General features: G+C 47.4%; 15 protein-coding genes, 2 tRNA genes and 4 rRNA genes. 6 read left to right on the plus strand and 15 right to left on the minus strand.

Annotation, left to right across the window (positions count from 1 at the left end; all coding sequences use genetic code 11):
- Nucleotides 1-89: 89 nt before the first annotated feature.
- From vsple_RS13745 to trxA, 12 genes are all read right to left on the minus strand, one after another.
- Nucleotides 90-165: transfer RNA gene (locus vsple_RS13745), tRNA-Ala, on the minus strand.
- Between the two features lie 40 nt (nt 166-205).
- Nucleotides 206-282, minus strand: a tRNA-Ile gene (locus vsple_RS13750).
- A 66-nt stretch (nt 283-348) separates the two neighbouring features.
- A 16S ribosomal RNA gene (locus tag vsple_RS13755) occupies nt 349-1,900 on the minus strand.
- Between the two features lie 345 nt (nt 1,901-2,245).
- Nucleotides 2,246-2,361, minus strand: a 5S ribosomal RNA gene (gene rrf, locus vsple_RS13760).
- Between the two features lie 119 nt (nt 2,362-2,480).
- Nucleotides 2,481-5,371, minus strand: a 23S ribosomal RNA gene (locus vsple_RS13765).
- A 362-nt stretch (nt 5,372-5,733) separates the two neighbouring features.
- A 16S ribosomal RNA gene (locus vsple_RS13770) occupies nt 5,734-7,285 on the minus strand.
- The 16S, 23S and 5S rRNA genes sit together here with 2 tRNA genes alongside, the layout of an rRNA operon.
- A 504-nt stretch (nt 7,286-7,789) precedes the next feature.
- The gene (gene fre, locus vsple_RS13775; protein ID WP_150895980.1) at nt 7,790-8,503 is read right to left on the minus strand and encodes an NAD(P)H-flavin reductase; all 714 of its coding nucleotides are present in this window, start codon (nt 8,501-8,503) and stop codon (nt 7,790-7,792) included.
- Nucleotides 8,504-8,523: 20 nt separating this feature from the next.
- A complete protein-coding gene (locus tag vsple_RS13780; protein ID WP_261882264.1) occupies nt 8,524-8,793 on the minus strand; it encodes a 2Fe-2S iron-sulfur cluster-binding protein in 270 nt (89 codons plus the stop codon).
- The gene (gene ubiD / locus vsple_RS13785) at nt 8,790-10,634 is read right to left on the minus strand and encodes a 4-hydroxy-3-polyprenylbenzoate decarboxylase (protein WP_261882265.1); all 1,845 of its coding nucleotides are present in this window, start codon (nt 10,632-10,634) and stop codon (nt 8,790-8,792) included. Before ubiD ends, vsple_RS13780 begins: the two co-directional genes overlap by 4 nt.
- Nucleotides 10,635-10,730: 96 nt before the next feature.
- Entirely contained in the window at nt 10,731-11,726 is a 996-nt protein-coding gene (locus vsple_RS13790) for a hypothetical protein (RefSeq protein WP_261882266.1), read from the minus strand.
- A gap of 113 nt (nt 11,727-11,839) precedes the next feature.
- Nucleotides 11,840-13,099, minus strand: a complete 1,260-nt coding sequence (rho, locus tag vsple_RS13795) for a transcription termination factor Rho (RefSeq protein ID WP_032552271.1) — start codon at nt 13,097-13,099, stop codon at nt 11,840-11,842.
- Nucleotides 13,100-13,295: 196 nt separating this feature from the next.
- Entirely contained in the window at nt 13,296-13,622 is a 327-nt protein-coding gene (gene trxA, locus vsple_RS13800; protein ID WP_032552270.1) for a thioredoxin TrxA, read from the minus strand.
- A 111-nt stretch (nt 13,623-13,733) separates the two neighbouring features.
- Between trxA and rhlB the strand changes: the two genes are divergently transcribed.
- Nucleotides 13,734-15,044 carry an ATP-dependent RNA helicase RhlB gene (rhlB, locus tag vsple_RS13805; RefSeq protein WP_032552269.1) on the plus strand — a complete coding sequence of 437 codons (1,311 nt, stop codon included), beginning with the start codon at nt 13,734-13,736 and terminating at the stop codon, nt 15,042-15,044.
- Nucleotides 15,045-15,050: 6 nt separating this feature from the next.
- The gene (gppA, locus tag vsple_RS13810) at nt 15,051-16,544 is read left to right on the plus strand and encodes a guanosine-5'-triphosphate,3'-diphosphate diphosphatase (RefSeq protein WP_261882267.1); all 1,494 of its coding nucleotides are present in this window, start codon (nt 15,051-15,053) and stop codon (nt 16,542-16,544) included.
- 92 nt (nt 16,545-16,636) lie between these two features.
- On the opposite strand, the gene vsple_RS13815 is transcribed toward gppA, so the two are convergent.
- From vsple_RS13815 to recQ, 3 genes are all read right to left on the minus strand, one after another.
- Nucleotides 16,637-17,308, minus strand: a complete 672-nt coding sequence (locus vsple_RS13815; protein ID WP_261882268.1) for a 7-cyano-7-deazaguanine/7-aminomethyl-7-deazaguanine transporter — start codon at nt 17,306-17,308, stop codon at nt 16,637-16,639.
- Nucleotides 17,309-17,540: 232 nt separating this feature from the next.
- Nucleotides 17,541-17,840: a DUF3630 family protein gene (locus vsple_RS13820; RefSeq protein WP_150870696.1), complete on the minus strand. Its 300-nt coding sequence runs from the start codon at nt 17,838-17,840 to the stop codon at nt 17,541-17,543.
- 30 nt (nt 17,841-17,870) lie between these two features.
- Entirely contained in the window at nt 17,871-19,709 is a 1,839-nt protein-coding gene (gene recQ, locus vsple_RS13825; RefSeq protein WP_255229605.1) for an ATP-dependent DNA helicase RecQ, read from the minus strand.
- A gap of 180 nt (nt 19,710-19,889) precedes the next feature.
- On the opposite strand from recQ, the gene rarD reads away from it, so the two are divergent.
- From rarD to ggt, 4 genes are all read left to right on the plus strand, one after another.
- The gene (rarD, locus tag vsple_RS13830; RefSeq protein WP_255229604.1) at nt 19,890-20,798 is read left to right on the plus strand and encodes an EamA family transporter RarD; all 909 of its coding nucleotides are present in this window, start codon (nt 19,890-19,892) and stop codon (nt 20,796-20,798) included.
- Nucleotides 20,799-20,883: 85 nt separating this feature from the next.
- Nucleotides 20,884-21,678, plus strand: coding sequence for a helix-turn-helix domain-containing protein (locus vsple_RS13835; protein WP_261882269.1), 795 nt, complete (start codon nt 20,884-20,886; stop codon nt 21,676-21,678).
- Between the two features lie 98 nt (nt 21,679-21,776).
- Nucleotides 21,777-22,439, plus strand: coding sequence for a LysE family translocator (locus vsple_RS13840; protein WP_255229602.1), 663 nt, complete (start codon nt 21,777-21,779; stop codon nt 22,437-22,439).
- 91 nt (nt 22,440-22,530) lie between these two features.
- Entirely contained in the window at nt 22,531-24,288 is a 1,758-nt protein-coding gene (gene ggt / locus vsple_RS13845; protein WP_261882270.1) for a gamma-glutamyltransferase, read from the plus strand.
- Nucleotides 24,289-24,638: the final 350 nt, after the last annotated feature.

Genomic DNA, 24,638 nt, shown 5'->3' on the forward strand with positions numbered 1-24,638 from the left:
TATTTAAATCAGTCAGCTTTCCAAATTGTTAAAGAGCAAGTTTCTTTCGAAACCATGTTTAAAAACACTATCGCTAATGCGCTTAAAGATGGTGGAGCTAAGCAGGATCGAACTGCTGACCTCCTGCGTGCAAGGCAGGCGCTCTCCCAGCTGAGCTATAGCCCCAACGAAATCGATATTGACCGCTATCTCTGGGAAAAGATAGTGGTGGGTCTGAGTGGACTTGAACCACCGACCTCCCGCTTATCAGGCGAGCGCTCTAACCAGCTGAGCTACAGACCCAATATCGTCTCTTAACTTTCTAAACCGTATCAATCTGTGTGGACACTTATCGTGAATATCTTCGTATAAGGAGGTGATCCAGCCCCAGGTTCCCCTAGGGCTACCTTGTTACGACTTCACCCCAGTCATGAACCACAAAGTGGTGAGCGTCCTCCCGAAGGTTAAACTACCCACTTCTTTTGCAGCCCACTCCCATGGTGTGACGGGCGGTGTGTACAAGGCCCGGGAACGTATTCACCGTAGCATTCTGATCTACGATTACTAGCGATTCCGACTTCATGGAGTCGAGTTGCAGACTCCAATCCGGACTACGACGCACTTTTTGGGATTCGCTCACTCTCGCAAGTTGGCCGCCCTCTGTATGCGCCATTGTAGCACGTGTGTAGCCCTACTCGTAAGGGCCATGATGACTTGACGTCGTCCCCACCTTCCTCCGGTTTATCACCGGCAGTCTCCCTGGAGTTCCCACCCGAAGTGCTGGCAAACAAGGATAAGGGTTGCGCTCGTTGCGGGACTTAACCCAACATTTCACAACACGAGCTGACGACAGCCATGCAGCACCTGTCTCAGAGTTCCCGAAGGCACCAATCCATCTCTGGAAAGTTCTCTGGATGTCAAGAGTAGGTAAGGTTCTTCGCGTTGCATCGAATTAAACCACATGCTCCACCGCTTGTGCGGGCCCCCGTCAATTCATTTGAGTTTTAATCTTGCGACCGTACTCCCCAGGCGGTCTACTTAACGCGTTAGCTCCGAAAGCCACGGCTCAAGGCCACAACCTCCAAGTAGACATCGTTTACGGCGTGGACTACCAGGGTATCTAATCCTGTTTGCTCCCCACGCTTTCGCATCTGAGTGTCAGTATCTGTCCAGGGGGCCGCCTTCGCCACTGGTATTCCTTCAGATCTCTACGCATTTCACCGCTACACCTGAAATTCTACCCCCCTCTACAGTACTCTAGTTTGCCAGTTTCAAATGCAGTTCCGAGGTTGAGCCCCGGGCTTTCACATCTGACTTAACAAACCACCTGCATGCGCTTTACGCCCAGTAATTCCGATTAACGCTCGCACCCTCCGTATTACCGCGGCTGCTGGCACGGAGTTAGCCGGTGCTTCTTCTGCAGCTAACGTCAAGAAATGCCGCTATTAACGACACCCCCTTCCTCACTGCTGAAAGTACTTTACAACCCGAAGGCCTTCTTCATACACGCGGCATGGCTGCATCAGGCTTGCGCCCATTGTGCAATATTCCCCACTGCTGCCTCCCGTAGGAGTCTGGACCGTGTCTCAGTTCCAGTGTGGCTGATCATCCTCTCAGACCAGCTAGGGATCGTCGCCTTGGTGAGCCATTACCTCACCAACTAGCTAATCCCACCTAGGCATATCTTGACGCGAGAGGCCCGAAGGTCCCCCTCTTTGGCCCGTAGGCATCATGCGGTATTAGCCATCGTTTCCAATGGTTATCCCCCACATCAAGGCAATTTCCTAGGCATTACTCACCCGTCCGCCGCTCGACGCCGTTATCGTTCCCCGAAGGTTCAGATAACTCGTTTCCGCTCGACTTGCATGTGTTAGGCCTGCCGCCAGCGTTCAATCTGAGCCATGATCAAACTCTTCAATTTAAGATTTTGTTGACTCAATGAATACTGATTCTATCTAACGATAGTGAATTGACTGTGCTAAGACCGAAGTCTTAATTGGTCACTCAGTTCATTGAAATCATTTTGATTCCTAAGAATCAATTTTTGATATTCATCAACGAGTGCCCACACAGATTGATAGGTTTAAATTGTTAAAGAGCTTTGCTATCAACGCTTTAGCGCTGAAGCGGATGCGTATAATACGCGATTGACTCTGTAAGTCAACATAAAACTCTAAAAAAGATTAGAACTTTATGGTGACTTGCTTAGTGACTAAGCAAAGTCGAACCTTTTGTCTTCACTTTTGAAAAGTGAAAATAAATAGGAGCCTGGCGATGTCCTACTCTCACATGGGGAAGCCCCACACTACCATCGGCGCTATTGCGTTTCACTTCTGAGTTCGGCATGGAATCAGGTGGGTCCACAACGCTATGGTCGCCAAGCAAATTCTTTCTTCTCTGATTTTCTTTCAGAAAAGTAATCTGGAAAGCTGTTTCTTGTTCTCTTCAAACTCATTCAAGCGTTTGTATCTTTGAGTCCATCAAAACCCCTTGGGTGTTGTATGGTTAAGCCTCACGGGCAATTAGTACAGGTTAGCTCAACGCCTCACAGCGCTTACACACCCTGCCTATCAACGTTCTAGTCTTGAACAACCCTTTAGGACGCTTAAAGCGCCAGGGAAGACTCATCTCAGGGCTCGCTTCCCGCTTAGATGCTTTCAGCGGTTATCGATTCCGAACTTAGCTACCGGGCAATGCCATTGGCATGACAACCCGAACACCAGAGGTTCGTCCACTCCGGTCCTCTCGTACTAGGAGCAGCCCCCTTCAATCTTCCAACGCCCACGGCAGATAGGGACCGAACTGTCTCACGACGTTCTAAACCCAGCTCGCGTACCACTTTAAATGGCGAACAGCCATACCCTTGGGACCGACTTCAGCCCCAGGATGTGATGAGCCGACATCGAGGTGCCAAACACCGCCGTCGATATGAACTCTTGGGCGGTATCAGCCTGTTATCCCCGGAGTACCTTTTATCCGTTGAGCGATGGCCCTTCCATTCAGAACCACCGGATCACTATGACCTGCTTTCGCACCTGCTCGAATTGTCATTCTCGCAGTCAAGCGGGCTTATGCCATTGCACTAACCTCACGATGTCCAACCGTGATTAGCCCACCTTCGTGCTCCTCCGTTACTCTTTGGGAGGAGACCGCCCCAGTCAAACTACCCACCAGGCACTGTCCGTAATCCCGATTCAGGGACCAACGTTAGAACATCAACACTACAAGGGTGGTATTTCAAGGACGACTCCACCACATCTAGCGACGCGGTTTCAAAGTCTCCCACCTATCCTACACATGTAGGGTCAATGTTCAGTGCCAAGCTGTAGTAAAGGTTCACGGGGTCTTTCCGTCTAGCCGCGGGTACACTGCATCTTCACAGCGATTTCAATTTCACTGAGTCTCGGGTGGAGACAGCGTGGCCATCATTACGCCATTCGTGCAGGTCGGAACTTACCCGACAAGGAATTTCGCTACCTTAGGACCGTTATAGTTACGGCCGCCGTTTACCGGGGCTTCGATCAAGAGCTTCGACCGAAGTCTAACCCCATCAATTAACCTTCCGGCACCGGGCAGGCGTCACACCGTATACGTCATCTTACGATTTTGCACAGTGCTGTGTTTTTAATAAACAGTTGCAGCCACCTGGTATCTGCGACTCTCGTCAGCTCCATCCGCGAGGGACTTCACCGATAAGAGCGTACCTTCTCCCGAAGTTACGGTACCATTTTGCCTAGTTCCTTCACCCGAGTTCTCTCAAGCGCCTTGGTATTCTCTACCCGACCACCTGTGTCGGTTTGGGGTACGATTCCTTACAATCTGAAGCTTAGAGGCTTTTCCTGGAAGCATGGCATCAATGACTTCACCACCGTAGTGGCTCGACATCGTATCTCAGCGTTAAGAAAGTCCGGATTTACCTAAACCTTCCGCCTACGTACTTGAACCTGGACAACCGTCGCCAGGCCCACCTAGCCTTCTCCGTCCCCCCATCGCAATTGTAAGAAGTACGGGAATATTAACCCGTTTCCCATCGACTACGCCTTTCGGCCTCGCCTTAGGGGTCGACTTACCCTGCCCCGATTAACGTTGGACAGGAACCCTTGGTCTTCCGGCGAGGGAGTTTTTCACTCCCTTTATCGTTACTCATGTCAGCATTCGCACTTCTGATACCTCCAGCAGCCCTTACAGACCACCTTCAACGGCTTACAGAACGCTCCCCTACCCCGCACACTAAAGTGTGCAGCCGCAGCTTCGGTGTATAGCTTAGCCCCGTTACATCTTCCGCGCAGGCCGACTCGACCAGTGAGCTATTACGCTTTCTTTAAATGATGGCTGCTTCTAAGCCAACATCCTGGCTGTCTGAGCCTTCCCACATCGTTTCCCACTTAGCTATACTTTGGGACCTTAGCTGGCGGTCTGGGTTGTTTCCCTCTCCACGACGGACGTTAGCACCCGCCGTGTGTCTCCCGGATAGTACTTACTGGTATTCGGAGTTTGCAAAGGGTTGGTAAGTCGGGATGACCCCCTAGCCTTAACAGTGCTCTACCCCCAGTAGTATTCGTCCGAGGCGCTACCTAAATAGCTTTCGGGGAGAACCAGCTATCTCCAGGTTTGATTGGCCTTTCACCCCTAGCCACAAGTCATCCGCTAATTTTTCAACATTAGTCGGTTCGGTCCTCCAGTTGATGTTACTCAACCTTCAACCTGCCCATGGCTAGATCACCTGGTTTCGGGTCTATATCCAGAGACTGAACGCCCAGTTAAGACTCGGTTTCCCTACGGCTCCCCTAAACGGTTAACCTTGCCACTGAATATAAGTCGCTGACCCATTATACAAAAGGTACGCAGTCACACCACGAAGGTGCTCCTACTGCTTGTACGTACACGGTTTCAGGTTCTATTTCACTCCCCTCACAGGGGTTCTTTTCGCCTTTCCCTCACGGTACTGGTTCACTATCGGTCAGTCAGTAGTATTTAGCCTTGGAGGATGGTCCCCCCATATTCAGACAGGATATCACGTGTCCCGCCCTACTCGATTTCACTGATTATGATGTGTCGGTTACGGGGCTATCACCCTTTATTGCGGCACTTTCCAGAGCCTTCACCTGCATCATTAAAAGCTTAAGGGCTAATCCAATTTCGCTCGCCGCTACTTTCGGAATCTCGGTTGATTTCTCTTCCTCGGGGTACTTAGATGTTTCAGTTCCCCCGGTTTGCCTCTTGTTGCTATGTATTCACAACAAGATACTTACTTATGTAAGTGGGTTTCCCCATTCGGAAATCCCAGACTCAAAAGGTTTTTACTACCTAATCTGGGCTTATCGCAAGTTAATACGTCCTTCATCGCCTCTGACTGCCAAGGCATCCACCGTGTACGCTTAGTCACTTAACCATACAACCCGAAGAGGTTTCGAGTTGATGACTGTTTGCTTTCACTTTTCAAAGTGAAGACAAAATAGCAACCAAGGTTTTTGGTTGTAACAAGAAGGGTTAGTTCTTATTACGTGTTTGCCGGACTCAATGGTGAATCAATGTAAACATTGATTCGAATACAAGACACTTGAATGTGTTTGTGTTGTGTTTACTGTTCTTAATAAATAAGAGCAGATAAACATTGAGAACTTTTAATTTGATTTAAATAACTCTGTTATTTAAATCAGTCAGCTTTCCAAATTGTTAAAGAGCAATAATAGCTCGAAGCTTACGCTTCAAAACCATCAATCTGTGTGGACACTTATCGTGAATATCTTCGTATAAGGAGGTGATCCAGCCCCAGGTTCCCCTAGGGCTACCTTGTTACGACTTCACCCCAGTCATGAACCACAAAGTGGTGAGCGTCCTCCCGAAGGTTAAACTACCCACTTCTTTTGCAGCCCACTCCCATGGTGTGACGGGCGGTGTGTACAAGGCCCGGGAACGTATTCACCGTAGCATTCTGATCTACGATTACTAGCGATTCCGACTTCATGGAGTCGAGTTGCAGACTCCAATCCGGACTACGACGCACTTTTTGGGATTCGCTCACTCTCGCGAGTTGGCTGCCCTCTGTATGCGCCATTGTAGCACGTGTGTAGCCCTACTCGTAAGGGCCATGATGACTTGACGTCGTCCCCACCTTCCTCCGGTTTATCACCGGCAGTCTCCCTGGAGTTCCCACCCGAAGTGCTGGCAAACAAGGATAAGGGTTGCGCTCGTTGCGGGACTTAACCCAACATTTCACAACACGAGCTGACGACAGCCATGCAGCACCTGTCTCAGAGTTCCCGAAGGCACCAATCCATCTCTGGAAAGTTCTCTGGATGTCAAGAGTAGGTAAGGTTCTTCGCGTTGCATCGAATTAAACCACATGCTCCACCGCTTGTGCGGGCCCCCGTCAATTCATTTGAGTTTTAATCTTGCGACCGTACTCCCCAGGCGGTCTACTTAACGCGTTAGCTCCGAAAGCCACGGCTCAAGGCCACAACCTCCAAGTAGACATCGTTTACGGCGTGGACTACCAGGGTATCTAATCCTGTTTGCTCCCCACGCTTTCGCATCTGAGTGTCAGTATCTGTCCAGGGGGCCGCCTTCGCCACTGGTATTCCTTCAGATCTCTACGCATTTCACCGCTACACCTGAAATTCTACCCCCCTCTACAGTACTCTAGTTTGCCAGTTTCAAATGCAGTTCCGAGGTTGAGCCCCGGGCTTTCACATCTGACTTAACAAACCACCTGCATGCGCTTTACGCCCAGTAATTCCGATTAACGCTCGCACCCTCCGTATTACCGCGGCTGCTGGCACGGAGTTAGCCGGTGCTTCTTCTGCAGCTAACGTCAAGAAATGCCGCTATTAACGACACCCCCTTCCTCACTGCTGAAAGTACTTTACAACCCGAAGGCCTTCTTCATACACGCGGCATGGCTGCATCAGGCTTGCGCCCATTGTGCAATATTCCCCACTGCTGCCTCCCGTAGGAGTCTGGACCGTGTCTCAGTTCCAGTGTGGCTGATCATCCTCTCAGACCAGCTAGGGATCGTCGCCTTGGTGAGCCATTACCTCACCAACTAGCTAATCCCACCTAGGCATATCTTGACGCGAGAGGCCCGAAGGTCCCCCTCTTTGGCCCGTAGGCATCATGCGGTATTAGCCATCGTTTCCAATGGTTATCCCCCACATCAAGGCAATTTCCTAGGCATTACTCACCCGTCCGCCGCTCGACGCCGTTATCGTTCCCCGAAGGTTCAGACAACTCGTTTCCGCTCGACTTGCATGTGTTAGGCCTGCCGCCAGCGTTCAATCTGAGCCATGATCAAACTCTTCAATTTAAGATTTTGTCGACTCAATGAATACTGATTCTATCTAACGATAGTGAATTGACTGTGCTAAGACCGAAGTCTTAATTGGTCACTCAGTTCACTGAAATCATTTTGATACCGAAGTATCTGTTTGCCTTTGCTTATAAAAGCGAAAACAAACTTAGTGATATTCATCAACGAGTGCCCACACAGATTGATAGGTTCTAATTTTTAAAGAGCTTTACTTTTTTGAGGCTTACCGCCTCAAAGTGGACGGCCATTCTAGCGAATTAACATTCAGTGTCAAACACTTTTTGAAAATTAATTTCTTTCGAATTTTCGTCTTACTGATTACTGCTGAAGCCTTGTGGCGTCTGCCGTGTCAGTGAGGCGGCATTATAGAGAGACTCTGGAACTTGGCAACTACTTTTTCATAAAAATTGAATAAATAAGGGTTAACTGCCTAATAGTTCATCAAAACAAAAAAAAGAGAGCATTTCTGCTCTCTTTTTGAACGAATTAATACGCTTTTAGTTAGATAAATGCGTAGGCATCAGCATACATATGCTCGCGCTTCGCATCTTTTTTCTCAGTAAATTGCTCTCTTGCAGCGCCAGCCATTTCAAAACGACCTGCAATATAGATGTCATAATCAGCTAGAGACTCAAAGTTATGATTAATTGCTTCTAGCACATTACCCGTTTGACCACTCCATGCTGCTGGTGCGTCTTCTACTACTGGCACGAAGTGAACATTGCTGTGCTTTTCTGCAATCTCAGTTAGCTCTGCTTTCGCGTAAAGCTGGCGCTCATCTTTAGCACCCCAGTACAGGTGAATTTCTTTTTGGCTGTTCTGAGCGATGCAGTGATCAAGAATAGAACGTACGTAGCTGAAACCAGTACCACCAGCCACTAGTAATAGTGGACGATCACTCTCTTCTTTTACCCAAGCGTCACCGTGAGGTGCATCGATCGCGATATCACCGTCTTCTGCGAGTGCTTTCTGCATTGCTTCTACTACTTCAAGAGCGTAAGCGTTATGTTCTGCGGCACCGATATGTAGCTCTAGTTCACCTTCGTGACGGCAAGGGCTGCTCGCAATTGAGAATGGGCGCTTATCTTTCTCGCCCATCTCTACCATAAGGTATTGACCAGCTTTAAATGCTACTGGTGTTTCTGGGTGAAGTAGAATCTGGTACGTGTTACACGCCAACGGCTCGATAGACTTCACTTTACATTTAATTGTCATGCTATTCCTCTCACAGACCTTTAATCAGCAAAGGTCAGGGCTAAATTACTTTCTGCTATTGCTTGGCAAGCGAAGATCCACCCTTGTTGCTGCTCTTTCTCTGTAAGCATTGGCTCAAGGTGGTAACTGACTTGCCCTTCTAGTTTTTTGCACATGCACATCGCACAAGCGCCGACTTGGCAACGGTTGGGGAAGTTAATATTGCTGTTGAGCGCAGCATCCAACACCGTTTGCCCTTTTTCTATATCGAAGGTGATATTTTCTGGATACAAGACTACTTGGTAGCTCATAAGATTCCTAGTTGTCCCCAGATACTATCAACTTTTTCGACAATCTTTGGATCTTTTGTAATGGGTGTACCCCATTCACGTCGACACTCTTGACCTTGAATCTTATTCGTCGCATCCAATCCCATACGAGACAGTGAAGAAGGTTGTGATTCAAAAATCGTATCGCGCGCCGGATCCATTCGCGTGGTAATCGCCCAGATAATATCGTTCCAATCACGAACATTAACGTCGCCATCACACACAATCACGAACTTGTTATCCGCAAACTGCTGCCAGATGGTTTCCATCACTTCTTTTGCATGATGCGCCTTCGCTTTCTCAATCGAAACCACGACCATACTGCTATTGTTATTTTGCAGATGGATATCGATGATTTCTGGGTGAGTTTGCTTAATCTGTTGGAGTGCTTGCTCGCATACCGGCTTGTCTTCACTTACTGCAGAAGCTTCAGGAGACAGTTCAAGCTCGGCATCCCACTTCTTGGTGATATCCAGCCCCATCTTTGAGCCTAAGCCAACAACTGGAGATGCAAAGTCGAGAGAATCAATAGGCGTGCTCTCTATCATCAATGTGTCACGCTTAGGACTCATATGCTCAGCCATCGCTGCAGTGACTTCAGACCAATCACGTGCATTAACACTCTCATCGCATACCAGTACAAATTTGGTGTACATGAACTGACGTAAGAAAGACCATACCCCCATCATCACGCGCTTTGCATGACCTGGGTACTGTTTCTTCATGGTCACTACTGCCATTCGGTACGAACATCCTTCAGGCGGTAGGTAGAAATCTTCTATTTCAGGGAACTGCTTTTGCAGAATTGGCACGAACACTTCGTTCAGCGCCACACCTAATACTGCAGGCTCATCTGGCGGACGGCCTGTGTAGGTGCTGTGATAAATAGGGTCTTTACGCATGGTGATATGAGTAATGGTAAACACATGGTGTTTTTCTTTCTCATTGTAGTAACCCGTATGATCACCATATGGACCTTCATCAGCAAACTCATTCGGGTCGATATAGCCTTCCATCACAATCTCTGCGCTGGCTGGCACTTCTAGATTATTACTAATCGATTTAACCACTTCCGTTTTACTACCACGCAGCAGACCAGCAAACGCGTACTCAGAGAGCGTATCTGGCACTGGTGTTACTGCACCTAGTATGGTGGCTGGATCTGCGCCAAAAGCAACTGATACTGGGAATGGCTTACCTGGATTTGTCTCCATCCAGTCTCGAAGATCGAGTGCTCCACCTCGGTGAGCAAGCCAACGCATGATGATCTTGTTCTTACCTATCTTCTGTTGACGATAGATACCCAAGTTTTGGCGTTTCTTATTTGGCCCGCGAGTAACCGTCAAGCCCCAAGTTAATAGAGGAGCAACGTCATCTGCCCAACAGCTCATTACCGGAACTTTATCGAGATCAACCTCGTCACCCTGCCAAACGATCTCTTGGCACGGCGCTTTACGCAAGCGCTTGGCTGGCATATTTAAGACTTGTTTAAAGACCGGTATTTTTTCTATCGCATCTTTAAAACCTTTAGGCGGCTCTGGCTCTTTAAGATAAGCCAGTAACTTACCTACTTCGCGTAACTCTTTAACATCCTGACGCCCCATACCGATAGCCACACGCTCTGATGTACCAAATAAGTTGGTCAACACAGGCATGTTATAGCCAATTGGGTTTTCGAATAGCAATGCAGGACCACCAGCGCGTAATGTACGATCACTGATCTCTGTCATTTCATAATCGGGGTCGACAGGGTGAGAAATGCGCTTTAGCTGACCAATCCCTTCTAGGTGATCGATAAAGTCGCGTAAATCCTTATAACTCATAGGGCTTCTAATGCTGATTAATCTGCAAGCAGTATAACAAAAAGGGGCATCCTGAGATCCCCCTTTTTAGTAAGGTTATTGCGAGGTAAAACCCAGTTACGGTAGCACTTTCTGGATTACAGAGCTTTTCACTTGTGGGTTATCGTTAACTAAGTCTTGTAGCCAACCCGTGTGACCTTGTTTGGCTAACTCACGTGCGACCAACGAAGCGTCGTCTGCTATCGCCATGCGAGAGACTAGAAATGCTTTTACCTCTTCCGAAAGTGGGTTCACTCTTGTGAGTAAGGTGATCGCTTCTTCTTTCAGGCGTGGGTTCTTAGTCGCTGCCATCACCTGTTCTAATGCAAAAGGTTCTTTGCTTTGTGCTAAGCGCACGAGCTCTGCTTGACTATGATAGTCGGCTTTCATCTTCCACAGGATTTGATAGACCTCAGGGTCTTCGCTGACTTGTGCCAAGCGCACTACCACTTCGGTTGATGGCAGCCAACTTACAATTGGCGACTCGGTCAACTGTTTCGTTAGGTAATTGACCGCCTCTGGAGACAAACTATCAAGCTCACGAACCAGTAATGCTTCACGCGTTTGAACTTGATGCTCTCCCCCTGAGAGCCACGACCTTAAGTCGAGATCTTTATTTTCCGCATTTAATACAAACACCAAGGTACTTTGGTCTTCGCGGAACTGTTTGATAAGACGACTAGCAATGGATGGATAGTTGAATGCCGGAACCGTAAATTCATAACCATCCCCACGTTCTAAAACTTGGTAAGTGGGTGTAATAGCCAGCTGTTGCTCTACAAAGATCGACATCTTGGGGGTGAGAGCTATATCTAGCTGCTCTATCTTTTTGAGCAATTGGTAACGAGCCACCTCTTGCTGGGGAAAGGTAAGACGTTCAAGGGCAAATCGCAACGAATTCACTTCATCGCGCATCACTAATTCTAGAAACTCTGAGGTCTTTTGTTTTACTTGGTCATTCTCCAGCCACATTTCGACTGTTTGAGGAGACATCTCTGTCGCGAATGATGTGCTGACAGGTGTAAATAACAGTGAAGTAGACAGGAGTATTGACGACAACAGTCCATGTTGCATTTTAACTTCCTTGTAACACTTTTGGTTATTCTGCAATCTACTCACCAAAAATGCAAATAAAAAGCGCTACCAGTGGCAGCGCTTCATAAGCGTTCTAGATAACGATATCAAACTTATTGACGACGCATTGCATCAAAGAACTCATCGTTGGTCTTCGTCATCGCTAGCTTGTCTATTAGGAATTCCATTGCATCGATTTCGCCCATTGGGTGAACAATCTTACGTAGGATCCACATCTTCTGCAGCTCATCGTTCTTCGTCAGTAGTTCTTCACGACGAGTACCTGAACGGTTGAAGTCGATTGCAGGGAAAACACGCTTCTCAGCGATCTTACGGTTCAAGTGGATTTCCATGTTACCTGTACCCTTGAACTCTTCGTAGATAACTTCATCCATCTTAGAACCAGTATCAACCAGTGCTGTTGCTAGGATAGTCAAGCTACCCCCCTCTTCTACGTTACGTGCCGCACCGAAGAAACGCTTAGGACGGTGTAGCGCGTTGGCATCCACACCACCAGTCAGTACTTTACCTGATGAAGGTACTACGGTGTTGTATGCACGTGCTAGACGAGTAATAGAGTCAAGTAGGATAACCACGTCTTTCTTGTGTTCAACAAGACGTTTCGCTTTCTCGATAACCATTTCTGCAACTTGTACGTGGCGAGATGCTGGCTCATCGAAAGTCGATGCAACTACTTCACCTTTAACTAGGCGTTGCATCTCGGTTACTTCTTCTGGACGCTCATCGATAAGAAGTACCATTAGCTCACACTCTGGGTGGTTGTGAGCAATGCTTTGTGCAATGTTCTGAAGCAACATTGTCTTACCCGCTTTAGGCGGAGCAACAATCAGACCACGCTGACCTTTACCAATTGGTGATGCAAGATCTAGTACACGTGCTGTGATGTCTTCAGTAGAACCATTACCGCGCTCCATAACCATACGCTCGTTAGCGTGAAGAGGGGTAAGGTTTTCAAATAGGATTTTGTTACGAGCGTTGTCTGGTTTGTCGTGGTTTACCGTATTTACTTTAAGCAGTGCAAAGTAGCGTTCGCCATCTTTTGGTGGGCGAATCTTTCCGGCAATTGAGTCGCCAGTACGTAGGTTGAAACGACGAATCTGACTTGGCGATACGTAAATGTCGTCAGGACCAGCTAGGTATGAGCTGTCTGCGCTACGCAGGAAACCAAAACCGTCTTGCAGAATTTCTAGAACACCATCACCGAAGATGTCTTCACCACTTTTCGCGTGTGCTTTAAGGATAGAGAAGATAATGTCCTGTTTTCTTAGACGAGCTAGGTTTTCTAGGCCTAGGCTTTCGCCAAGTTTAACAAGTTCAGATACAGGTCTGTTCTTCAGTTCTGTAAGATTCATTGTGGTGGATGCTTGTTTAGTCAAAATAAGATCTGTTTTCTAGTTAAGAGGGATTCGGTCACAGGATCGACCAAGAAGAGAAATTTGTTCAATTAACGTGCGATAAATTATCACTAAAACTAAGCCTAGTCTATAGCTTAGAAAAAACAAAACCGTGCATTTGTTAACTGCACGGTTTCTTTTTATTGCTTGCCTATTATAGGTTCGCGTCTAGGAACTCTTTTAGTTGAGTTTTAGACAGAGCACCAACTTTAGTTGCTGCTACGCCACCATCTTTGAAAAGAAGTAGCGTTGGAATACCACGGATACCAAACTTAGGTGGTGTACCCGCGTTTTGGTCGATATTCAGTTTACCGATAGTGAGCTTGCCTTCGTACTCGTCGGCGATTTCATCAAGAATCGGCGCAATCATTTTACATGGACCACACCATTCCGCCCAAAAATCAACAAGAACCGGGCCTGCAGCGTTGATTACGTCGTTATCAAAACCTTCATCAGTAAGCTGCAAAATCTTATCACTCATCTTCCACTCCAATGTGTTTTTTAGAACTGGTTGGATGATAACCAGTAAATAGATGCCCTATTGGAATGTATTTACTTTCGTATTGCAAGCTTAAGCTGATATTCTATAGCTATGAAAAAGACGCATATCACAGAGCAAAAGTTCGCCGATTTGGATTTAAACGCCCAAGTCATTGAAGGATTGGAGAAAAAAGGGTTCGAATATTGTACCCCGATTCAAGCCTTGGCGCTGCCGGTACTGCTCACCGGCCAAGACATCGCAGGCCAGGCCCAAACGGGCACTGGTAAAACGCTCGCGTTTCTTACTGCTACCTTTAACCACCTGCTAAATACGCCTGAACACGAAGGTCGTAAGCCAAATCAGCCTCGTGCGATTATTATGGCTCCGACGCGCGAGCTAGCGATTCAGATCTTTAACGATGCTGAGCCTCTTATCGCAAGTACTGGTATTAAAGCGGCACTTGCCTACGGTGGCGAGAGCTACGATAAGCAGTTAGCTAAGCTAGAAGACGGTGTAGACGTTCTGATCGGCACTACAGGCCGTATCATAGACTTCTACAAGCAAAAGGTATTTAACCTAAACCACATCCAAGCAGTTGTACTGGATGAAGCAGACCGTATGTTCGATCTTGGTTTCATTAAAGACATCCGATTCTTGTTCCGCCGTATGCCTGAGCCAAAAGATCGCTTGAACATGCTGTTCTCTGCGACGCTTTCATACCGCGTACAAGAGTTGGCGTTTGAGCACATGCACAATCCTGAGCATGTTGTGGTTGAGCCTGAGCGTAAGACAGGTCACCGCATCAAAGAAGAGCTGTTCTACCCATCAAATGAACACAAGATGGCGCTGCTGCAAACGCTGATCGAAGAAGAGTGGCCTGAGCGTGCAATCATCTTTGCTAATACTAAGCACAAGTGTGAGTCTGTATGGGGTCACCTAGCCGCTGATGGTCACCGTGTTGGCCTACTAACGGGTGATGTACCTCAGAAGAAGCGTGAAAAAATCCTTGAGCAATTCACTAAAGGGGAAGTTGACCTACTGGTTGCAACTGACGTTGCGGCACGTGGCCTACACATTCCTCAAGTAACTCACGTATTCAACTTCGACCTACCGGACGATTGTGAAGATTACGTTCACCGTATCGGTCGTACTGGCCGTGCTGGTGCAAGTGGTCACTCAATCAGCTTCGCTTGTGAAGATTACGCAATTAACCTTCCAACAATCGAAGAGTACATTGAGCACGCAATCCCAGTTTCTGACTACGATGCTTCGGCACTTATTGAAGATCTGCCAGCACCATTGCGCCTGCGCACGCGCAACCCGCAACAGCGCCGCTCAAACAACGGTGGTTCTCGTAACGGCAACCGTAAGCCGAACCAAAACCGTCGCCCACGCCAGCCGCGTCATAACAAGGAAGCTTAAACGCCTATGACTCAAACAGTGTCACCCCCGCTATACGCTGCTATCGACCTCGGGTCGAACAGTTTTCATATGCTCGTTGTGCGTCATATCGATGGCAGCGTCCAAACCATGGCCAAGATTAAGCGCAAAGTTCGTTTAGCTGCCGGCTTAGATGAAAATAATGCTCTTAGCTTAGAGGCTATGCAGCGAGGTTGGGATTGTTTGAGTCTCTTTGCTGAGCGACTTCAAGATATTCCTACTGAGAACATCCGTATTGTGGGTACTGCTACCCTGCGTACCGCAACCAATGTGGATATTTTCTTAGAAAAAGCAAACCAGATTCTTGGTCACGACATTAATGTTATCTCTGGTGAAGAAGAAGCTGCGACTATCTATAAAGGCGTAGCGCACACTTCGGGTGGCAGCGGTCGTCGTTTAGTCGTCGATATTGGTGGCGCAAGCACCGAGATGATTATCGGTGAAGGTTTCTCTGCCAAAGCACTAACTAGCCTAAAAATGGGCTGCGTGACATGGCTTGAGCGCCACTTTAAAGATCGCCAACTGACGGCAAGCAACTTCGAGCACGCAATTGATGCTGCTAAAGCGACACTAGAGCCAATCCTAGAGAGCTACACCAAGCTAGGTTGGGATGTGTGTGTGGGTGCGAGTGGCACAGTACAAGCTTTGCAAGAGATCATGCTAGCGCAAGGCATGGATGAGGTGATCACTCATGCCAAGCTTAAGCGTCTGCAAAAGCAAGCGATGATCGCCGAACGTTTAGAAGAGCTAGAGATAGAAGGTCTCACTCTAGAGCGCGCTTTGGTATTCCCAAGCGGCCTTTCTATTCTGATTGCAATCTTTGAACTGCTTGAGATCGACTCAATGACACTGGCCGGGGGCGCACTGCGTGAAGGCCTAGCCTATGAGATGGTCGATGAGCTGCGCCAAGATGACATTCGTGCACGTACGGTTGCGAGTGTTCAATCTCGCTACCAGATGGATACCCAGTACGCTGAGCAAGTTTCTCAGTTGGCTGAGTCTCTTTACCAACAGGCTGGCAGCAGTGAGTGGATTGCAGAGCCTCAAGCTCTCGTCATGCTACAAACCGCCGCCAAACTGCACGAGATTGGTCTCACTATCGACTTTAAAAAGGGTGGTGAGCATAGCGCTTACTTACTTCAGCATCTCGATTTGCCAGGCTTTACTCGCGCACAGAAGCACTTCCTTGGCGAGCTAAGCCGTCGCTACCGCGAGCAGTTAACATCATTACCAGAACAACATGCAATTTCAGGTACCAGCGCTAAGCGTGTACTGCGCTTGTTGAGACTGGCTATTCTGTTAACTCACCGTCGTAACCCAGAGCTTGAGCCACAAGTGACGCTTTCTGCCGATGGCGACAACTTAACAGTGACCATCGATAAGCAGTGGCTTGCGAGTAATCCGCTTACTGCAGCCGAGCTAGAGATTGAAGCCAACCGTCAAACCGACATTGGATGGCCACTGACCATCGCTGAGTCATAACGGCTTAATTGCGATTTATACTAAAAAGGCCCTCACATTCGAGGGCCTCTGTTTATCTAATTCACCGTTGATACAGTGATTCAATACTTCACCTAAGCGTTCACACCAGTTGCTTTAAAGCTAGGGTTAACCGCTGTCAGTTTCTTCACGATGTAGTTCAGTAGAACACCGTACATCGGTACGAACAGACCTAAGCTGATCACCAACTTAAAGCCATAGTCCACCAGAGCAATCTCAGTCCAATGTTCAGCCATGAACGGATCTGGGCTTTGATAGAAAGCAATCGCAAAGAAAGCGATGGTATCAATTGCGTTACCGAATAAGGTTGAGCATGTTGGTGCAATCCACCACTGCTTCAGTTGGCGCAGACGGTTAAATACGTGCACATCAAGAATCTGACCCAGCAGATACGCCATAAAGCTTGCTGCTGCGATACGAGCCACAAACAAGTTAAACTCGCCAAGCTGTGCAAAGCCTTGGAACTGACCTTCGAAGAACACAACCGATAAGAAATACGATACTGCTAGTGCGGGTAGCATCACCAAGAAGATGATTTTACGCGCTAACTGAGCACCGAAAATACGTACGGTCAGGTCGGTCGCTAGGAAAATAAACGGGAAAGTGAACGCACCCCATGTGATATGCATACCGAAGATGGTGAAAGGCAGCTGAACAAGGTAGTTACTTGATGCAATAATGATCAGGTGGAATAGAACTAGCAGGGCTAGAGCTTTGCGCTGTTGCGCAGGGGTAAAGTTACTCATGCGGTACCTTTTTAGTTTGGTTTGGGGGTGAGGGAACCCAAATCGAGTGACTTATTCATTTATCATGAACAAGGCTCTTACCAATAATGTGAATAAAAAAATCTGTTTAACTTTGCTCTATTGAGCGGCGGGCGATTATACATTAATCAATTTTGACTGCAATGAGAGGAATAAACGCAAACGTTTATCCCTAACATTTCTTCATTTCAGTAGTAATTCCGTGGGAGTAGAATTAGAAGCCACGTTTAAACAGAGAAGCCAGATAATCGAACTCTTCTCGACTCGCCTCTGGGCTCAGAGACTCAAACCAGACTGACTCGCTGTAATGTTCTGACTTCAGGAACAACTGACACCCTTCAAAATCCACCAGCCAAGAGTGCATATCCGCATCCCACTGCTTTTCAATCACACTGGCAGAAAGCAGCGCAATTAGCTTCTCTCCTAATTCCGGAAAGGTGTCAAAGTCAAAGCTTGGCGTGGTAATCAGCAGTCGCCCTTCTTCAGCAAGATATTCTCTCAGTCCAAATTCCATTTTACTTCTCTATTTATTATTTTCGGGACGTTAACCGTGGTTAGTAATGTGTTCTTGAATCAAGTCAAGGAACGGATCGGCATATTTGTCCAACTTACGCTGGCCAACACCATTAACTGCTAGCATCTCACCGTAAGAGGTTGGCAAAATTTCCGCCATGTCAATCAGTGTGGCATCACTGAAGACAACATAAGGCGGCAAGCCATCTTCATCGGCAATCGACTTACGTAGCTTGCGCAGCTTAGCAAATAGCTTCTTATCGTAATTCTTGCTGCTGAGTTTATCCGACTTCGCACTACGCGCAGCAGTATCCAGACGTGGCACTGCCAATTCTAGCGTCATTTCTCCGCGTAGCAGCGGGCGCGCTTCTTCAGTCAGCTGCAACGTAGAATTACGGGTAATGTTTTGGAACAACAATCCTTTATGAATTAACTGACGGAAGATACTGATCCAGTAGTCATGACTATGGTCACGACCAATACCGTATGTAGAAAGCTTGTCATGGCCGTTGTCGCGAACACGAATGTTCTGCATACCACGCATCACTTCAACTACATATCCCATACCAAAAGATTGATTTACTCGATAGACACATGACAACGCTTTTTGCGCCTCTTCGGTGGCATCAAAGTGCTTGGGTGGATCAAGGCAGATATCGCAATTGCCACATGGCTTTTCACGATACTCACCAAAATAGTTAAGTAGTACCTGACGACGACAGGTTTGCGCCTCAGCAAAGGCGCTCATCGCATTAAGCTTATGAGTTTCGACCTGCTTTTGCGGGCCGTCATCTTTCTCATCCAACATGCGGCGTAGCCAACCCATATCTGCTGGGTCGTACAGCATCATCGCTTCGGCAGGCAGACCATCACGCCCTGCTCGACCCGTCTCTTGATAGTAGGACTCGATGTTTCTTGGGATGTCGAAATGCACCACAAAACGAACATTGGGTTTGTTGATACCCATGCCAAAGGCTACGGTCGCTACGACTATCTGAATATCATCACGCTGAAACGCTTCTTGAACATAAGCGCGTTCGTCCGTATCCATACCAGCGTGATAGCCCGCAGCACGAATGCCGTTGTTACACAGCTTCTCGGTGACCATCTCGACCTTCTTGCGGCTACCACAATAGATGATGCCGCAATTACCGCGCTGGGTTTCAAGGTAACGCACCACTTGAGAAACCGGTTTGTGCTTCTCTACCAGGTTATAGCGGATATTAGGACGGTCAAAGCTGCCTAAGTAGGTGTGAGGATCCACCAGCTGCAAGCGCTGAATAATGTCTTTACGTGTCGCATCGTCGGCGGTTGCCGTCAATGCCATATAAGGGACATGAGGAAAATATTGTTTAAGCTGACCAAGTGATGCGTATTCTGGGCGGAAGTCATGACCCCATTGTGAGATACAGTGCGCTTCATCCACCGCGATCATCGATAATGGTAAACCTTGCAGGCGCTCAATGAAATCACGCATCAATACGCGCTCAGGTGAAACGTAGACCATCTTTAATTGGCCTGAGTTCATGCGATTAAAGACGGAAATTAGCTCTTCACGTGGCATTGAGGAGTTGATGCACTCCGCCGCCACACCATTGGCCTTGAGTTGGTCCACTTGATCTTTCATGAGCGAAATCAGTGGCGAGATAACTAATGTGAGCCCCTCACGCACTAACGCGGGAATTTGGTAACAGAGCGACTTACCACCACCAGTTGGCATAATCACTAAGCTATCTTGCCCGGACACCGCCATATCGATCACCTCTTGCTGACCATCTCTGAACTCTTGATAGCCGAACACCTCCTCAAGCACGCTTTGAGCGCTGATGGTGGTACTGGTGGTTTGTTCTGCAATCAAAGTAGCGGTCATTGGGTATCCTAATCGCGGGGTTAAATAAGCTCGCTCAGCAGTAAAGCGAGGCGACACATTGTAGAGGGGAATGGTGGTGAATAAAACCGCAAATTATTAGGTGAAACAGTCTAACGCTCCTATACTGACCAACTCTCTTTATAAATCTTATTCATAAGCACTTTGTGCCAGAGATAATTCATGACACCAGAACAACAACAGCGTACACGCCAAGGTATTTTGCTTGCGATTGGGGCGTATACGATGTGGGGCATTGCGCCTATATATTTCAAATCGTTAAGTGAGGTTTCTCCGTTAGAGATCCTGAGTCACCGTGTAGTTTGGTCTTTTTTCTTACTCGCTTTCCTACTACACCTTGGCCGCAGCTGGCGAAATGTTCGCGACACACTGACCTCCAAGCCGAAAATGACTTATTTGGTTGCCACCTCTCTATTGGTCGGTGCCAACTGGTTAATCTTTATTTGGGCGGTCAACGCCAACCACATGCTCGACGCTAGTCTAGGGTATTACATCAACCCGTTAATCAATGTGGTACTTGGTATGATCTTTTTGGGCGAGCGTCTCAGAAAGTTGCAGTGGTTTGCGGTTGGCTTAGCCACGATTGGTGTTTTAATTCAGATTGTCGCGTTCGGTTCTATCCCTGTGGTGGCGATCGCCCTCGCCTTCTCCTTCGGTTTCTATGGCTTGTTAAGAAAGAAAGTCAGCCTCGAAGCACAAACCGGCCTGTTTATAGAAACCTTAGTGATGCTACCTGCTGCTGCCATCTACTTGCTGTTTATCGCGGATAGTGCAACATCGGACTTAGCGGCGAACCCAATGACGCTCAATCTACTGCTGATCGCTGCTGGTATCGTTACAACCTTACCTCTGCTTTGCTTTACAGGCGCTGCAACACGACTCAAGTTATCAACGCTCGGTTTCTTCCAGTACATTGGCCCAAGCTTGATGTTCTTATTAGCGGTTCTCATTTATGGCGAAGCCTTTACGACAGATAAAGCCGTCACCTTTGCCTTCATTTGGGGCGCACTGGTGATCTTCAGCTTTGATGGACTGCGCCACAACAAAAAAAGCAAACGCACTCAACAGTGATGTGATCGTTTTTTACAAGACAATTTAGAAATACAGAGATAAGCTTGGTTGGATTGATGATAATTTAACCAAGCTTTTTTATACCATGGATAAAGTCCACTACTACTCAACCCCCACTGAAGATATCAGCCTGATCCAAGCTCAATACCAAGAGTTTGCCTTTCAGCGCCACTATCATTTGGACTTTCACATTGGTTTGATTACCCAAGGGCAGCAAAAATTCGTCTATAAGGGGACTAGCCATCATGTGGGTGCGGGTCAGGTAGTAATCATGCCACCAGATGAACTGCATGATGGTCACTCAAAACTGGATTCAGGCTATCAAGTAAGCGTTTTTTCGGTATCTCCTCAATGGTTTCAAGATCTTGCGGATCCCGACCAAAACGGTCACGCATTGAGCTTTTCGGAGCTGATCCTTTCTGATCACGCCACTTTTTCACAACTGCGCAACCTGCATGGCTTGCTCATCAATCAAAATATCAGTCAACTCGCCCAAGATTGTCTCCCTTTTGAAGGGTTTTCGACGATTGTGGATCGTTATGCCAAGTTTGGATCCAAAACTGAAACTCAATTAGGTAATCAATCTATCGAAACACTGAAAGAGTACTTAATGGAAAACCTAGACCAGGCAGTACGTTTAGAACAGCTTTCTGAACTATGTGACCTATCAACCACGCAGTTCCAACGCCACTTTAAGAACAAAATGGGCATGACACCTTACGCTTGGCTAAGTCGTTTACGTATGGAGCAGAGCATGAGGCTCATCAAATCAGGAGTGTGTGGTACTGAAGTAGCGCATCAGGTTGGTTTCTACGACCAAGCTCACTTTTCAAAGGCGTTCAAGACAACCTTTGGCGTTCCGCCCTCACAAATTAGCTAAGTGTTGATTATTTACAATTGCTCTGTGTGAGATCTAGGTAAGCTAACCCATATACCAACAACAGTTAGAATCTAGCTAAGCGTTATCGAGATTAGACAATGAACGAAATCACCATCCTTATCACCCTAGCCTCAATTCATTTTATTGCCTTAATGAGCCCCGGCCCAGACTTTGCGCTTGTGGTCCAAAATGCCACGCGCCACGGTAGGCAGACAGGCTTATACATCGCGCTAGGTTTATCGTGCGGGATCTTACTTCACTCACTGCTGAGCCTGACGGGTATCAGTTACCTGGTCCACCAGCAACCAACTCTATTTGCGATTATCCAGTTAGCCGGTGGTAGCTACTTACTTTACTTAGGCTACGGTGCTCTTAAAGCGACATGGGCAACGATTCAAAGCCATGACGACGACAATCAAGCGCTCAACTCGAAAGATCTTATTCTGACCAACAAACGTGAGGCTTTCTCTAAAGGCTTTGCCACTAACATCCTCAATCCAAAGGCGTTAGTGTTTTTTATCAGCTTGATGTCGAGCTTAGTCCCTGCAGATATGTCTCTGTCTGGCAAAGGTTTTGCGCTACTAATCCTGTTTGGTCTATCGCTATTTTGGTTCTCACTATTGGCTTGGATGCTTTCTACTAAAGCACTTCAGAAAAAGCTGCATGAAGCGACCGTCTATATTGACGGCTTGTGTGGTGTACTATTTAGCATGATAGGTTTAAGTATCTTATGGCAATCAGCGTCATCATTGATCGCCTAAATTAGAATCAAGGTTACAATTCGTTAACAACGTACTGGCTAAATATCGTTTCCACTGCCAATCTAGCTCTGCATATGAAAAGGAGAAGATCATGCAGTGGAAAACAAAACTAACAACCCTCGCCACTTCTACCCTACTTTTTGCCTCTCATGTCAGTTGGGCAAATCAAGCTGCCGATTCCGTCGCCCCAGAACAAAGTAGTGGTTTAGAAACCAAGCAACTCGTCAAAGCCAACGATTGGATGGTCACAGCAGCCAACCCATTGGCAACACAAGCAGGCGCTGACGTACTTGCGCGTGGTGGTAACGCAGTAGACGCCATGGTTGCGGTGCAGCTAATGCTTGGCTTGGTTGAACCACAATCGTCTGGAATTGGTGGGGGTGCCTTCCTTGTCTATTTTGATAACGAAGCCAAACAGCTAAAGACCTACGATGGCCGCGAGACTGCACCACTAGATGCGACCCCTCGCCTGTTCCAAGACGAAAATGGAAAGCCCCTTAAATTTTACGATGCCGTTGTTGGTGGCCGTTCGGTGGGCACACCGGGTACTGTTCAATTGTTATGGGATACTCACCAGAAATACGGCAAGTTGGAGTGGGCATCATTGATAGAGCCCGTCGCTCAATTGGCGAAAAAAGGCTTTACCATCAGCCCACGCTTAGCGACATTGATTGCCAATGATCAACAGCGCCTTAGCCGCTTTGCCACCACTAAAGCTTATTTTTTTAATGCCGATGGCAGCCCAAAGAGCGCAGGAACTCTTCTTAAAAACCCAGAGTACGCCGCAACACTAGAGGCCATTGCTAAAGACGGCGCCAAAGCGTTTTATCAAAGTGAAATATCTGCTGATATCATCAAAACAGTACAAACCGCTAAGGGGAACCCTGGTGTCTTAGCGCAAAAAGACTTCGACGCTTACTCCATCAAGCAACGCGAACCAGTATGTTCCGCTTATGAGAGCTACGATATCTGTGGCATGGGACCACCAAGTTCAGGTGCCCTCACCGTCGGTCAAATCTTAGCGATGACCGAGCAGTTTGATCTCAAATCTTGGGGACCAAACGATGCAAAATCTTGGCAAGTGTTAGCAGACGCTTCTCGCCTAGCCTTTGCAGACCGTGGTATGTACATGGCAGACCAAGATTACGTACCAATGCCAACACAGGGGTTAGTAAACACTGACTACCTTAAAGAGCGTGCGCAGCTCATCACTGCAGGAAAAGCATTAGAAAGCGCGCCATCAGGCACGCCACCTTGGGATCACGCGATGCAAAGAAGCCAAGATATCTCGATTGAGCTTCCTTCCACCAGCCACTTTAATATCGTCGATAGCGATGGCAATGTCGTGTCCATGACCACTACGATTGAGAATGCGTTTGGCTCGCGCTTAATGGTGAGAGGCTTCCTACTTAATAATGAATTAACCGACTTCTCATTCAAAACTCATAACGATGGTAAGCCTATTGCTAACCGCCTAGAACCGGGCAAGCGTCCACGCTCTTCGATGGCGCCAACCATCATTATGCAAGATGACAAGCCTTACATGGCGATTGGCTCTCCGGGTGGCAGCCGCATCATAGGTTATGTTGCACAAGCAATCATCGCTCACACACAGTGGGATATGGATATTCAGCAAGCGATCAACCAACCACACTTCCTAAATCGTTTTGGTACCTTAGATCTAGAAAAAGGTACCTCAGCCGAAAACTTCAAACCTGAGCTAGAAAAGATGGGATTTGAAGTCAATATTCGCGATCTTAACTCTGGTTTACACGCTATTCGCATCACTAAAGATGGTTTAGAGGGGGCAGCAGACCCTCGTCGTGAAGGTGCAGCGATAGGTAAATAGTCGGTTATTACGCCTTTTTACTCGCTGCTTTGTGAGAGATCTCTTACAAAGCAGTGAGTATATATCGATATTTCACTAAGAAAACTAGTAACAATAGAACCTAAACCATTGAAATTAAACAATGCGTATATTTTATCATCAATATTACTGTAAGAAATTTGAGTTTCGACCATTGCTGATAAATTGGGGATCGGTAATATGAATGGTGTCGGAAGGATGCTGACACGGAACAGGAAAACACCAAGGACTTGGTTATCTTCAGGATGAAGATTCGATTACTCAGGATGAATAATCGGCACGGATAGCGAAATAGGACATTGAATGGACGCAATAGTAACTAGGATGGTTGC

Source organism: Vibrio pelagius, from assembly GCF_024347575.1.
Taxonomy (GTDB): domain Bacteria; phylum Pseudomonadota; class Gammaproteobacteria; order Enterobacterales; family Vibrionaceae; genus Vibrio; species Vibrio pelagius.

What these genes read in the sequence shown, in the direction of transcription:
- fre (WP_150895980.1), bottom strand. Translation starts at nt 8,503, where the DNA reads ATGACAATTAAATGTAAAGTGAAGTCTATCGAGCCGTTGGCGTGTAAC.
- vsple_RS13780 (WP_261882264.1), bottom strand. Translation starts at nt 8,793, where the DNA reads ATGAGCTACCAAGTAGTCTTGTATCCAGAAAATATCACCTTCGATATA.
- ubiD (WP_261882265.1), bottom strand. Translation starts at nt 10,634, where the DNA reads ATGAGTTATAAGGATTTACGCGACTTTATCGATCACCTAGAAGGGATT.
- vsple_RS13790 (WP_261882266.1), bottom strand. Translation starts at nt 11,726, where the DNA reads ATGCAACATGGACTGTTGTCGTCAATACTCCTGTCTACTTCACTGTTA.
- rho (WP_032552271.1), bottom strand. Translation starts at nt 13,099, where the DNA reads ATGAATCTTACAGAACTGAAGAACAGACCTGTATCTGAACTTGTTAAA.
- trxA (WP_032552270.1), bottom strand. Translation starts at nt 13,622, where the DNA reads ATGAGTGATAAGATTTTGCAGCTTACTGATGAAGGTTTTGATAACGAC.
- rhlB (WP_032552269.1), top strand. Translation starts at nt 13,734, where the DNA reads ATGAAAAAGACGCATATCACAGAGCAAAAGTTCGCCGATTTGGATTTA.
- gppA (WP_261882267.1), top strand. Translation starts at nt 15,051, where the DNA reads ATGACTCAAACAGTGTCACCCCCGCTATACGCTGCTATCGACCTCGGG.
- vsple_RS13815 (WP_261882268.1), bottom strand. Translation starts at nt 17,308, where the DNA reads ATGAGTAACTTTACCCCTGCGCAACAGCGCAAAGCTCTAGCCCTGCTA.
- vsple_RS13820 (WP_150870696.1), bottom strand. Translation starts at nt 17,840, where the DNA reads ATGGAATTTGGACTGAGAGAATATCTTGCTGAAGAAGGGCGACTGCTG.
- recQ (WP_255229605.1), bottom strand. Translation starts at nt 19,709, where the DNA reads ATGACCGCTACTTTGATTGCAGAACAAACCACCAGTACCACCATCAGC.
- rarD (WP_255229604.1), top strand. Translation starts at nt 19,890, where the DNA reads ATGACACCAGAACAACAACAGCGTACACGCCAAGGTATTTTGCTTGCG.
- vsple_RS13835 (WP_261882269.1), top strand. Translation starts at nt 20,884, where the DNA reads ATGGATAAAGTCCACTACTACTCAACCCCCACTGAAGATATCAGCCTG.
- vsple_RS13840 (WP_255229602.1), top strand. Translation starts at nt 21,777, where the DNA reads ATGAACGAAATCACCATCCTTATCACCCTAGCCTCAATTCATTTTATT.
- ggt (WP_261882270.1), top strand. Translation starts at nt 22,531, where the DNA reads ATGCAGTGGAAAACAAAACTAACAACCCTCGCCACTTCTACCCTACTT.